Consider the following 13177-nt stretch of genomic DNA (forward strand, 5'->3'; position numbering starts at 1 on the left):
ATTCAAAGCCTGCCCTAGTCTCTTATAGTGCGGAAGTAAATGAGGCTGGCAATATCACCGCTAACAATCGCGAAGACTATCTGTTATTTGGTTCGATGGATGGCGCGCTACATATGGTTGACGCGGCAACAGGTGAGGAGAAGTGGGCACTAATCACGCAAGAGATGTTCCGGACACAGCCAGAAGCATTGGTCAAAGGTGCGGTGGGGGAGCTAAGCTTTGGTGTCGATGCGCCATGGCTGGTTAGTGCAAAGTATCGTTATCAAGCCACCGGTACAGGCGCTACCAAGACGCGTAAAGTCTCTCTATATCGTCCCGATAGTGATAATGTAAATGATGTCACCAATACCAGCAACTTCTTACCAATTGCTGCTTATGGTGGTTTCCGTATGGGTGCGGAAGGATTATATGGACTAGATTTGGAAGATAAGAATACACCTAAAGTACTGTTCAGTATTACCCCTGATACCAACAATGCTACGCCAGTACTGCATCAGAATAATAATGGTGCATTAAATACCTCCACTAATACTGACGATTACAAAAATGTAGGGCAAATTTGGAACACAGTGACGACCGCTCGTATAGGCGCTGGGTCTAGTACTGGCAAAGCCAAAGATGTCATTATCTTCGGTGGTGGTTATGACATAGAGTATGAAAATCCACAGTTCGTGCCGACGACTGCGGCTAGAGGTAGCTCGCTCTATATTACAGATGCGAAAACTGGTGCAAAACTATGGTCATGGGATAATCCACAAAAACATAGTATCGTTGCAGGTGTGACAGCCCTTGATCGTAATAATGACGGATTATTTGATCATCTTTACTTTGCAGATCTAGGTGGTAATGTATTCCGTACTGACTTTGTCAATAGTAAGACTGATTCATTCAGAAATGTGCGGGTAGTGCGTGTATTGAATGCTTCTAATGCACCAGCGAATACAGGTATCCTGCCTTATCGTTTTTATAACAGCCCAGTAGTGAGCTTTTATAAAGACCGTCAAAGCAAGATATTTGCCCTTGTTAATATCGCTTCAGGAGATCGCAGTTCGCCATTGTCAAAGCGCCGTGACACTAAGGCTAAAGCAAACCGTGTTTACGGTATTATTGATACAGATATCTCTCTGCCTGACCTTTTAGAAGTAGCTACGTCAACGCTTACCATCAAAGACTTGACTAGTACTAATCTCGTTGAGCTAGGCGGTGATAAGCTAACCGTCAATGCAAGCACCAATCTTGAAACAGCTAAAAATAACTTAACTCAGCAGATGATCAATCAAACCAAGCAAGGTTGGTTTTATCCGCTATCGAGATTTGCAGGATACGATAACGTTTCACACCTAAAATCAGTAGGCGATTATCGTGTCATAAATAACTTTTTATATATGTCAGTATATGATCCAAACTTCTCGTATGGAGGGGGTAATGTTTGCGAGGCCCAAACCCTCGGTGCTTCAGAGTCTCAGCTATATTGTTTACCTTATGGAGTCTGTGCAGAAGCAACCTCCCTTACAGGTACGGGTGGTTTTATACCGGCTGGGAAAGGTATCCAAGAGCTAACACTTGGTGCAGTAAATTCTCAGAATTTGGACACGACAGTATTGTTAGGCATTCGTACCCTGAGTGAACGTGCCGACGATCCTCTTTTGAGCTATGGTAATGATCCCAATAAAACGCCGCTTGAATATATTGGTGATTCCAATCCTTATACCGCTGCGACCAAAAACTATGGTGATGGGACGATGGCCAATCTTTTGTTCAAGCCTCGCTTCCAGTTAACACCAACTCAATGGTATGAGGGTAACTGATGCACAACACTGATATCAGTCGCCCTAGGTGTTATGTTAAGATCGAGTGTAAGGGTAACAGTCATGGTTTTACACTCATCGAGCTAATGGTGGTAATAGTGATTATTGCAATACTTGCCGCGATTGCTGTACCTAGCTATCGCCAGTATGCTATCAAAAATGCCGAAAATGATGTGCAAGCAAAGATGCTACAGCTAGAGCTACAGCTAGAGCGTTGGCGGGCGTCTGCATTGACCTATAAAGGTTTTCAACCGAAGATTGTCGGTAGTAATAATAGTGTGAGTCATGGTTACGATGTCAATAATAAGACTATTTATGTGCCGCAAGGTAGCGATGCGACCAATTATCGCTATCAAATCACCCTCGTGGATGGCACGACACCTAGCAAGTCGCTAATAAGCACAGGATTAGACAACAGTACGGGTCGAACGTGGAGGATGCTGGCTGTTCCCAATACCTCAGGTGTTGCTAAAAATGCGCGCAATATGCTATTGACTAGCTCAGGTATGCGCTGTCAAAACATCAATACGATCGCTATTGCTTCTGTCAATTGTGGTGCAGGTCAGGAGAATTGGTAATGATAGCCACATCGAATAATGAATCAAATAATATAGCGGGAGCGCAGCGAGGCTTTACGCTGATAGAGCTGATGATCGTCGTCGCTATTATCGGCATACTTGCTGCTATTGCTTTACCAAGCTATCAGCAATACGTTATCAAATCTAAACGTACGGATATGATGAGTGAGATGCACAATATCGCCTCCGAGATTCAAAGTCGCAAATTGGCGCAAGGTGCTTATAGCAATGCCCTTGTGACCGGACTGGGTGGCGACTATCCAAAACAAGGCAATGCAGTATATACTATTACTTTTACACCCAATCCACTATCTGCCAATTGGACAATCACCGCCACACCAAAGTCTGGACAGATGAACACTGATGGAATGCTGAGCCTTAACTACCAAAATTTAAAGTGCAGGAGCATTGGTACAGATAAAAAATGTGGCTCAGATAATAGTTGGAACGAGTAAAGAGAGCTTATAAGTTAGATCTAGCTGACAAAAATTGTCATCATTAGTTACGTATTACTGTCACAGAGTATGTGAATTGACAATTTTCAGTAGGCTAAGCGTAACATTTAGCGTCAGCTATTATAGGAATAGTAAGCTACTATGTAGAAATAATGCATCTACTGAGCTAATTAAAATGGAAATATACCATAAATACTGATTTTGGCACGCTATATGCAACAAATATAATAAGAGAAATATATTATTTTATTAAAGATGAAATGGGCTAGTTGCCAATATGTCTTTACATACTCCAAAAGGAATCCTTATGAACGCTACTATCCAGAAAGGTTTTACCCTAATCGAGCTAATGATCGTGATCGCGATTATCGGTATTCTAGCTGCTGTTGCTCTACCTGCGTATCAAGACTATACTGTTCGTGCAAAAGTTACTGAACCATTACTAGCTGCTTCTACTTGTCGTACGGCAGTAACTGAAGCATATCAGTCTGCAAGTACGTTCCCATTAGCAAATCAGTTTGGTTGTGAAGTTGGTAACGTAGCAAGTGGTACTGCTGGTGAAGCAGGTGCTGTTGCCGCATCTCCATCGACTAAATATACGGCTTTAGTACAAACTGATGAGAATGGTGTTATCACAGTAACTACTACTGCTGCTGCTGACTTAGGTAAAGCTGCTTCAAAAACTTTCCAATTAATACCAACTAACGCTGCTGGTACTGCGATGACGAAAGCTAACCTGAACACTACAGTAAGTACGTGGAAATGTGGTCCTGGTACAGGCGCTGATAAAATTGATGCAAAATACCTACCATCTTCTTGCCGCGGTTAATAGCTAACAGTAGATAAGATTAATATCTTAATATTTGAAACAAAGATAAAAAAGCCAAACACTATGTTTGGCTTTTTTATGGATAGAAAGACAGTCGTAATAATATTGTGTCTGTTATCATCGATATAAACGCATGAAGAAATACTAGAGTGAGATTGCTATGTATTCTAAATTAGACGTCTTTAATGATAAGCTAAAAGCATTTTTTGTACACCTTGCTATTAGCATAGCGCTAGTATCAGCTACGTACCTGTGTATACGCTTATTATTGTATCCCGCACCTTTAATTAAAGCGACGGATGTTAGCAAAATATTCATCATGATACTGCTAGTGGATTTGGTACTAGGTCCTCTATTAACGTTTATCGCTTATAAAAAGAATAAAAAAACGTTACGTATGGATTTGACGATTATCGTATTGATTCAGTTGAGCGCATTAGGCTATGGGTTATATTCAGTCTATCAGGCACGCCCAGTATTTATGGCGTATGTCGCTGATAGGTTTGAATTAGTAAGAGTCAACGATATTATCGAAGATGATGAGTATGAAGATGGCTTACCAAAATTTGGTCCCCAATATGTCTATGTTGACTTAGAGCGACAGGATGCTTCTGAGAAGTTAGACTCAATACTTAAAGAGACCGAGTATAATATCAGCCCTGCTCAAAGGCCTAAATTTTATAATAACTTTGATTTAGCTAAGCCTTTGATAGTAAAAAACAGTCAAGATGTTGCTTTGTTAAACAATTACAATGAGTCGATAGAGGTAACAACTATATTAAAGAAGTATCCATTGGCAGATAGTTTCTTACCTTTAAAAGCGAACGCAGTTGATATGACAGTACTTATAGATAGAGAGAATCAAGGACAAATTATAAAAATTGTCGATTTACGCCCTTGGTAGTGACACTATTTGTTCAATAATGATTTAATTTTCGTCATAAAATTAAATGCAATGTCTAATTGACGCTAGACTTGAGTAAAACGTAAGTCAAAAAATAGCCTTTTATCAAAATATATAAATTATAAGTTTGGCATATACTGTGCAACGCTAAGATATCATTCGTTAAGGGGTTTGTTGTTATAATGCTATCATCTAAATCCAATCGACATTTTGAAATTCAGTCGGGATTCACTCTAATAGAGTTGATGATAGTGATTGCTATTATTGGAATTCTTGCTGCAATCGCATTCCCTGCTTATCAAGATTATACAGTCAAAGCCAAATCATCAGAAATAATATTAGCAGCTTCTGCTTGTCGTACGTCAGTGGTAGCTGCAGTACAATCCTCCTCAGCAGCTGATGTGTCTAGCATTTTACCCAATGCTTGTGATGAATTCACTGCGACTCAGTACGTAAAAAGCGTCACAGTAAGTAGCAATGGGATTATTACTGTCTTGGCTGACGAGGCAAACTTGACTACAATAACTGGCACAACGAATGCTTTGACGCTTGCACCCATCCAAACTGGTAGCAATGCTTTAGTAGGTATCACGGATGGTGGCAAAACTATTGCAGGTTGGCGCTGCGGTTCAGTAGCAGATGGCACGACCATTCCTGCCAAGTATTTACCTGGCTCATGTCGAGGTGGCTACTAATTATTTTAAAATTAAAATATAGATAAAGTTAAGCGAGTTTTCAATTGCCCTATATGACTAGATAACGAAAAAGGCTGAGGTATCACTTCAGCCTTTTTCGTTAATCATAATTTATTGTAATTTAAATCTACTTCTCTAAATACTGTATCTTACCTTCCACGCCATCCCACTTTTCAGCTTCTGGTAACTGACCTTTCATCTCTGTGATGTTTGGCCATTTTTGCGCCAGCTCTTCGTTTAGCTGAGTGAACATCTCTTGCCCTTTTGGTACTTCATCTTCTGAGAAGATCGCATTGGCAGGGCATTCAGGCTCGCATAGCGCGCAGTCGATGCACTCGTCAGGGTCGATGACGAGGAAGTTCGGTCCTTCATAAAAGCAGTCCACAGGACAGACTTCCACACAGTCGGTGTATTTGCAAAGAATGCAGTTATCTGTAACGACAAAGGTCATAGTGAGGTCTACCTGTTATTGGATTGGCTGATATGGTTCATCCCTTTTAAAAGAGTTACTGTGCTCACCGTGCGAGAAGTATTATTGGTACATCTGCACTTGGTTGCCATGATTTTCTTTTAAATTGAATCAACGATAAGGGCTACATAGAATAGTTGGAAAATAAGGCACATTTTAACGTCTTTACGACTAATTGACAATTCCCTTTAATGACTAATGATTTTCTTCAAATGATACAGTAAATCATGCGCTTGCTTTGGCGTTAAGGTATCAGGATCAATCGCGCTTAGCTCATCCTGTAAGCTAAACAGCTGATTTTGTTGTGGAATGTTATTTATTATTTGAGATTGATTGGTACGGCTTACATCCGCTTTCTCTATTTCATGACCATTCATGTGATCGCATTTATCATTTACTGACTTAGCTAATTCATTTTTGTCATCAACGGTTCTTACGCTTTCTGCCTCAATAGGGTCTAATTTTAAGTTATCTGCTAAGTAGCGCTTGGCATCATCCAGTACTTGGGTAGGAATCCCTGCCATTTTTGCCACATGCAGACCAAAACTAGAGCTTGCTGCACCATCTTTGATTTGATGCAGTAGTAGCAGTTGACCATCGATTTCACTGGCAGCGACATGGACGTTGCGAATGCTTGCATGACGATTGTCATTGTTTTCTATATTGTTTTCCGCCAATTTTGTCAGCTCAAAGTAGTGGGTGGCAAATAACGTCAGGCAGCCAATCTCGACCAATCGATTAACGCAAGCATGAGCAATTGCCAAACCGTCAGTGGTTGCTGTGCCGCGTCCGACTTCATCCATCAGCACCAACGATTTATTGGTTGCTTGATTGAGAATATTAGCCGTCTCAATCATTTCAACCATAAAGGTCGATTTACCGCCCGCCAAATCATCAGCTGAGCCAATACGGGTAAAGATACGGTCGATATCGCCGATATGAGCACTCGCTGTTGGCACAAAGCTACCGCAATGAGCAAGTAGGACGATCAATGCCGTTTGGCGCATATAGGTTGATTTACCACCCATATTAGGACCAGTAATCATCAACAGTCTTTCAGGGTTTTCATCACTGCCTAGTGCACAATCATTAGCGACAAAATGGCTGCTATGCTTGGCAGGAGTATTGCTTTGAGTATGAATAGGGTTTAGTGCGGCTTCGACGACGACATGACGACCTGCTTTGATATCGATACTGGTTTGATTGCCAGTATTGGAGCTATCTGTATTCTCTGAATTATTATTCATGACTGGGCGCTGCCAGTTATAAATAGTTGCAAGCTGTGCCCAATTACTGAGCACATCTATTTGAGCAACCGCAGCGCTTAGTTGTTGCAGTTCGGCTAAATGGCTACTAAGTTCAGTTAAGAGTTCGTGATACAGCTGCTTTTCACGAGTCAATGCTAAGCTTTGCGCGCTTAGATATTCTGTCTCAACTTCTTTTAGCTCATCAGTGATAAATCGCTCGCTGCTTTTGAGCGTTTGCCGACGAATAAAATGCGTCGGTGCATTTTTTGCCTGCATTTTAGGCAGTTCAAAATAAAAGCCGCTCACCTTGTTAAAGCCTACTTTTAGACTGGGTAATTGGCTCTCTTGACGCGCGCGTTCTACCATCTCATCCAAAGTCACTTGAATATTGTCATGCAGATGAGTCAGTCGATCAAACTCAGCATCATAGCCCGCTGCTAGCATGCCACCATCACGAATATGGGCAGGTGGTTCTGCGATAATGGCTCGCTCAATCAGCTCAGCTACAGACTGTATGGCAGGTAACTGCGCAGGCAATTGCTGCATTAGCATTGGCAACAGTCCTGCCTGCTCATGGCGAATATCTGCATTCGTCAGTAGCGTCGTAAGCTGGGCGCTACTAGCAATACCCTCAGCAAGTTTACGCAGGTCACGCGGTTTAGCACTCATTAGCCCAATACGGCTACTAATACGTTCCATATCACCGATGGCGTTTAAGGTTTCGCGCAAGCTGGTAACTAATGAGATATTTCCCGAGCTTTGCTCAGACTGTTTATCAGTATTTAACAAACTGGTTATCGCATCTAAGCGCAAATTGATACGCGCATGCTGACGCAGTGGGCGTTTCATTTGCTGCACGAGTAAGCGTCTACCCATCGGTGTTTGACAATGATTAAGTACAGATATCAATGAGGTTCCATTACTGCTAACGGGGGTAAATAGCTCAAGATTTTGCTGACTATTGGCATCGATAATTAAATAGTCGTCACTGTACTCAACGATCAGCTGATTAAGTTGTGGCACATGACACTGCTGGGTTTGCCGCGCATAATGTATGAGCGCTGCACAGCTAGATTGGGCAAGAAGTGCGTCATTGATTCCTAGTCCATCAAGGCGCTGCACGTCAAACTGTTGGCAAAGGGTTGCGCTGGCATGCTCACGGTGGAAGTCATTTGCCGCCACTTCGATAATCGGACAGTCGAGATTTTGACGTAGCCACAGCATCCAATCTTCGTCAATACGGTCGTTAAGTGCTTCGCTAATGATACATTCACTGGGCGCAAAGCGTGCCAGCACCGTCAGCATTTGCGTTTGCAAATTTTTGACATCATCAGGGCTGTTATTATAGCTGGTACTAAGCGTTTGCGTCGTTAGTGTTCCAGCAGCTAAATCCATTTGGCTAATTGCAGCTTGCACAGATTGTTTGCTGTTCGATTTAGGTATCTCGATATCAATAGCGACCACAGTTGGCGTATGATTGGGCGCAATTAAAGCATCATCAGTAATCGTCCCTGCGGTCAACGTTTTAACCACTTCACGGCGCATAATACTGCCAGCAGCAGATTTGCTTTTATCTTTTTTATGCTTATCGCCCATCGTCGGAGCATTGGACGGGTTATTTGCATTGTCAGGGCCAGATTCGTCAATTTGCTCACACACAACGACGGTTTGCCCAGCAGCTATCAACCTTGCCATGTAGCTATCGGCCGCATGAAAAGGCACACCTGCCATGGCAATGGTATTGCCCGCTTTATCCGTACCACGGCGAGTCAAGGTGATGTCTAATATTTGTGCCGCGCGCTTGGCATCATCAAAAAATAACTCATAAAAATCACCCATGCGGTACAGCAGTAACGCTTGTGGATAGTTGGCTTTCATGGTTAGATATTGCACCATCATCGGCGTATGATCTGCCAAATGATAAACGGTATCGCCTACCATCAACTGATCGGAGGTCAAAGGTGTTGCGGTCTGTTGTTTTGATATTGCGTACTTCGACGGAGTAGGTTTTTCGGCGTTAAGGTTTTGAGCGGATGGCTTAGCGGTCATGCAGAGTCTCTTATAATGCTTCAATGGGTTTTTAGTCAGATGGCGTTAAATGTGCGATGGTATATACAGATCAGTGTAAAAAAATAGATGAGAAAAACACTCGCTTATGAGTGGTTAATTTGCAAGATTCTGGTTGATTTTTACCAAAATAGCTTTATTAAAGGGGCATCATAGCGCGCAAATTTAGCAGTCGAAAAACTAAGAAGTGTGAAAGTGTAATTACTATTTTAGCACGTCCTGCCGCGCTTTTACGTCGGCAAATATCTACTCGCTGCCCTTGTATCCATCGGCGTCATAACCATATATAATGACGTCACACTTAATTGGGCGATACTTCATTAGGCGACACTTCATTAGGCAGTACCTTATTAATCAGTGCTTTGTTAAGAGGTGCTTTGTTAAGAGGTGCTTTGTTAACAAAAGGTATTTAGTCAGGTGATGACTGTAATGACAAGGCGGCAGCGGGCGAAGCTTTGGCTAATGCGCACTAATTATCGAATATTTCCATAGGTCAAAAAATTATGTTATCAAAGATTATAGGCAGTGTGGTTGGCACTAAAAATGACCGCGAATTAAAGCGCATGCGCAAAGTGGTCAGCAAAATCAACGCACAAGAGGCTGCGGTACAAGCCCTGTCTGATGAGCAATTACAACAAAAAACTGAAGAGTTTAAAGCACGACACCAACAAGGTGAAAGCTTAGATGCATTACTACCAGAAGCGTTTGCCGTCTGCCGTGAAGCGTCATTACGCGTCAATGGTATGCGTCATTATGATGTGCAGCTGATCGGTGGTATCACCTTGCACGAAGGCAAAATCGCTGAGATGAAAACCGGTGAAGGTAAAACCCTAATGGGTACTTTGGCGATGTACCTCAATGCCATCAGTGGTAAAGGTGTCCATCTGGTTACGGTCAACGATTATTTGGCGGCACGTGATGCTGAATTGAACCGTCCATTATTTGGCTTTTTGGGCATGACCGTCGGTGTCATTTATTCGCAGCAGCCGCCGCAAGAAAAAATCGACGCCTATCAAGCGGATATCACTTACGGTACCAATAACGAATACGGCTTTGATTATCTGCGCGATAACATGGTCTTTAGTTTAAAAGAGAAAAAGCAGCGTCCATTAAACTTCTGTATTATCGATGAAATTGACTCTATTTTAATCGATGAGGCTCGTACGCCGCTGATTATCTCAGGTCAAGCCGAAGATTCATCACGTATGTACGCGCTGATTAATACCATTATCCCTGTGCTGATTCGCTCAAAAGATGAAGAAGCCAATAAGAATAATGAAGAAGAAGATTTTTGGATTGATGAAAAAAATCGTCAAATCGAAATCAGTGAAAAAGGCTATGAAAAAATTGAGCGCTTCTTAATCGAAGTCGGTGAGTTGGGTGAAAACGAAAGTTTATATAGCCCAAGCCGTTTGCCATTATTGGCTCACGTACAAGCTGCCATTCGCGCCCATCATGTATTTGTTAAAAACGTTCATTACATCGTCGATGACGGCGAAGTGGTCATCGTTGATGAAAACACGGGTCGTACCATGCCGGGCCGCCGTTGGTCAGAAGGTCTGCATCAAGCGGTAGAAGCCAAAGAAAACGTCGAAATTCAAGCAGAAAACCAAACGCTTGCGACCACGACGTTCCAGAACTACTTCCGTTTGTATGAAAAATTATCAGGCATGACAGGTACCGCTGATACCGAAGCAGCAGAATTTAAATCAACTTATGACTTAGATGTCATCGTGATTCCAACGCACGAGCCGATTGCTCGTATCGATATGGATGACCAGATTTTCTTAACCAAATTAGGAAAATACAAAGGTATCATTCGCGAAATCAAAGAGATTCAAGCCAAAGGTGCCCCAGTCTTGGTTGGTACGGCGACGATTGAAGCCAGTGAAGAGTTGTCTTACTTGCTCGATCAAGAAGGCGTCAAGCATAACGTCCTAAACGCCAAACAACACGAACGTGAAGCCGAAATCATCGCGCAGGCGGGTAGTCCAAAGGCTGTGACGATCGCGACCAACATGGCTGGTCGTGGTACCGATATTATCCTTGGTGGTAACTGGCAATCGTTTATTGAAGATATCGATTCGGTCAGTCCTGAAGAAATGGCACGCCTAAAAGCAGAATGGCAAGTCAAACATGACCAAGTGGTTGCGGCTGGCGGTTTGCATATCATTGGTTCTGAGCGCCATGAATCACGTCGTATCGATAACCAGTTACGTGGTCGTGCCGGTCGTCAAGGCGATCCTGGGATGTCGCGTTTCTTTTTATCGCTCGAAGATGACTTGATGCGTATCTTTGCTGGTGATCGCGTCGTAAATATGATGCGTGCCATGGGTCTTAAAGAAGATGAAGCCATTGAGCATAAGATGGTCTCAAAATCGATTGAAAATGCCCAAGGTAAAGTAGAAAGCCGTGATTTTGATGCGCGTAAAAATCTGTTGAAATATGATGACGTCGCCAATGAGCAGCGTAAAGTGATCTATGGTCAGCGTGATGACTTGCTAGCAGAGATGGACTTGCTTGAAGCCATTGAGATTATGCACGAAGAAGTTTATAACGCCATGATTAACCAGTTTATTCCACCAGGTTCTATCGATGACCAATGGAATATTGATGGCTTAGAAGACGAGCTTGAAAATGAATTTAAGATTGCGATGCCGATCAATGATTGGCTCGATGAAGATCGCCGCTTAGATGAAGAAGGGTTGCGTGCCAAAATCATCCAAACGGCTATCGATCGCTATCATAGCCGCCGTGAGCAGATGGGCGAAAAAGATGCTGCTCAGCTTGAGCGTCACTTTATGCTACAGAGCTTAGACAAGCATTGGAAAGAGCATTTGACCCAAATGGATCAGCTACGTAAAGGGATTCATCTGCGTGGTTATGCACAGAAAAACCCTGAGCAAGAATATAAGCGTGAATCATTTGAGCTGTTCCAAATGATGCTTGGCGCAATTAAATCTGAGACCGTTCAAGATTTATCACGTGTCCATATTCCGACCAAAGAAGAGCTAGAAGCGCTGGAAATACAGCAGCGTGAGAATGCTGCTCATATGCAAATGCAGTTCGAGCATAGTGATATTGATAATATGGATAGCGGGGCTGAAAAAGCCGCCGCGCAAAATCGCAATCTTGCTGGTAGTGCGGTCGCAGGTGCTATTGTGGGCAGTGGTAGTAATGCCAATGAGGCAGACCCATACGCTGGTATGAATATCAGTCGTAACGCCCCATGCCCTTGTGGTTCAGGTCTTAAGTATAAGCAATGTCATGGTAAAATATAGCATTCATAAGCGAATATTGATAATAAACAGCTAAGCATTGCTGCTTATATATCTTTAATATTCGTTAGTCTCAAAAGCCCTTATCTACTTTAGATAAGGGCTTTTCTGTATTTGCTCATATTCTTTGTCTCTACATTATCTTGAATCGGCTATATTATTTGTAGATAGTACAGCTGACTCTTCACAAACGTGTTGGCTATATTTTGTATTGATTACTTACAAATTCAACATAGGCGTGAATTTATGGACACGTTATAGTGTTTAACATATTCATTGGGGAAAGTGTTATGACTATAGAATTATTAAAAAAATTGCGTACTTCTGTGGCGCTGACTGGCCTACTTGCCGGCGTCCTGACGCTTGGTGCTTGTCAGCAACAGTCAGACACAGAAGCGGGTATAGATGATGGTGCTCATAGCGAAGAAACGGTGCCGATGTCCGCTGAACCTGCTGAGCCTAATGAGGTGGTCGTCGAGACAGCGGATGCATCGCTCAGTGAAGTACAGGATGATACCGTAGCTTCAGTAAATAGTGGCGTCAGTCAAATAGCCTATCTGTGCTCACCTGAGCTGAAAGTTAATGCAACTTATAAAGAAGATGCCAAACAAGTAGTCATCGCGACTGATACGGGTACAGTGATATTAAATAAAACCAATGATGCCAGTAATCCAGAAGTGTTTGAAGTAGCAACCGCTATTGATGGCAGTCAGGGCTTTACCCAGTGGCGTGTAGCACATGAAGCGCGTGAGACGGGTGTGATGCGTACAGCAGGTGCAGATGCGGCTAATGTCAGCACTTATGAATGTAAAAAAACCTCATAATAAGTAAGCAATCAAGAAAAAAG

Annotated in this window: 9 protein-coding genes and 1 pseudogene; 8 read left to right on the forward strand and 2 right to left on the reverse strand. The window is 42.6% G+C overall.

Annotated elements, in window-relative coordinates; all coding sequences use genetic code 11:
* The 6 genes and pseudogenes from I3257_RS04880 to I3257_RS04905 form a co-directional block, all read left to right on the forward strand.
* Window positions 1-1808 (forward strand): annotated as a pseudogene (locus I3257_RS04880) (pilus assembly protein PilY); the annotation flags it as partial.
* A gap of 41 nt (window positions 1809-1849) precedes the next feature.
* Window positions 1850-2386, forward strand: a complete 537-nt coding sequence (locus tag I3257_RS04885) for a prepilin-type N-terminal cleavage/methylation domain-containing protein (protein WP_346014810.1) — start codon at window positions 1850-1852, stop codon at window positions 2384-2386.
* The gene (locus I3257_RS04890) at window positions 2386-2841 is read left to right on the forward strand and encodes a type IV pilin protein (protein ID WP_238049000.1); all 456 of its coding nucleotides are present in this window, start codon (window positions 2386-2388) and stop codon (window positions 2839-2841) included. Before I3257_RS04885 ends, I3257_RS04890 begins: the two co-directional genes overlap by 1 nt.
* 307 nt (window positions 2842-3148) lie before the next feature.
* Window positions 3149-3670, forward strand: a complete 522-nt coding sequence (locus tag I3257_RS04895; RefSeq protein ID WP_238049001.1) for a pilin — start codon at window positions 3149-3151, stop codon at window positions 3668-3670.
* Window positions 3671-3830: 160 nt separating this feature from the next.
* Window positions 3831-4574 carry a TfpX/TfpZ family type IV pilin accessory protein gene (gene tfpZ / locus I3257_RS04900; protein WP_238049002.1) on the forward strand — a complete coding sequence of 248 codons (744 nt, stop codon included), beginning with the start codon at window positions 3831-3833 and terminating at the stop codon, window positions 4572-4574.
* A gap of 182 nt (window positions 4575-4756) precedes the next feature.
* Window positions 4757-5269 (forward strand): pilin, encoded by a 513-nt coding sequence (locus I3257_RS04905; protein WP_238049003.1) that lies wholly within the window; start codon window positions 4757-4759, stop codon window positions 5267-5269.
* A 127-nt stretch (window positions 5270-5396) separates the two neighbouring features.
* Here I3257_RS04905 and fdxA read toward each other — a convergent pair whose 3' ends face one another.
* Both fdxA and mutS read right to left on the reverse strand, forming a co-directional pair.
* Window positions 5397-5720, reverse strand: coding sequence for a ferredoxin FdxA (gene fdxA, locus I3257_RS04910; RefSeq protein WP_055123496.1), 324 nt, complete (start codon window positions 5718-5720; stop codon window positions 5397-5399).
* Window positions 5721-5926: 206 nt separating this feature from the next.
* Window positions 5927-9034 (reverse strand): DNA mismatch repair protein MutS, encoded by a 3108-nt coding sequence (gene mutS, locus I3257_RS04915; RefSeq protein WP_238049004.1) that lies wholly within the window; start codon window positions 9032-9034, stop codon window positions 5927-5929.
* A 521-nt stretch (window positions 9035-9555) separates the two neighbouring features.
* Between mutS and secA the strand changes: the two genes are divergently transcribed.
* Window positions 9556-12333 carry a preprotein translocase subunit SecA gene (gene secA, locus I3257_RS04920; RefSeq protein ID WP_238049005.1) on the forward strand — a complete coding sequence of 926 codons (2778 nt, stop codon included), beginning with the start codon at window positions 9556-9558 and terminating at the stop codon, window positions 12331-12333.
* Window positions 12334-12620: 287 nt separating this feature from the next.
* Window positions 12621-13154 (forward strand): hypothetical protein, encoded by a 534-nt coding sequence (locus tag I3257_RS04925; protein ID WP_238049006.1) that lies wholly within the window; start codon window positions 12621-12623, stop codon window positions 13152-13154.
* Window positions 13155-13177 lie beyond the last annotated feature (23 nt).

This window comes from Psychrobacter sp. Ps7, from assembly GCF_022129225.1.
Taxonomy (GTDB): Bacteria; Pseudomonadota; Gammaproteobacteria; order Pseudomonadales; family Moraxellaceae; genus Psychrobacter; species Psychrobacter immobilis_A.

Bases quoted from the DNA above. Each gene is read 5' to 3' on its own strand.
- tfpZ (WP_238049002.1), top strand. From the start codon at position 3,831: ATGTATTCTAAATTAGACGTCTTTAATGATAAGCTAAAAGCATTTTTT.
- mutS (WP_238049004.1), bottom strand. From the start codon at position 9,034: ATGACCGCTAAGCCATCCGCTCAAAACCTTAACGCCGAAAAACCTACT.
- fdxA (WP_055123496.1), bottom strand. From the start codon at position 5,720: ATGACCTTTGTCGTTACAGATAACTGCATTCTTTGCAAATACACCGAC.
- secA (WP_238049005.1), top strand. From the start codon at position 9,556: ATGTTATCAAAGATTATAGGCAGTGTGGTTGGCACTAAAAATGACCGC.
- I3257_RS04895 (WP_238049001.1), top strand. From the start codon at position 3,149: ATGAACGCTACTATCCAGAAAGGTTTTACCCTAATCGAGCTAATGATC.
- I3257_RS04890 (WP_238049000.1), top strand. From the start codon at position 2,386: ATGATAGCCACATCGAATAATGAATCAAATAATATAGCGGGAGCGCAG.
- I3257_RS04905 (WP_238049003.1), top strand. From the start codon at position 4,757: ATGCTATCATCTAAATCCAATCGACATTTTGAAATTCAGTCGGGATTC.
- I3257_RS04925 (WP_238049006.1), top strand. From the start codon at position 12,621: ATGACTATAGAATTATTAAAAAAATTGCGTACTTCTGTGGCGCTGACT.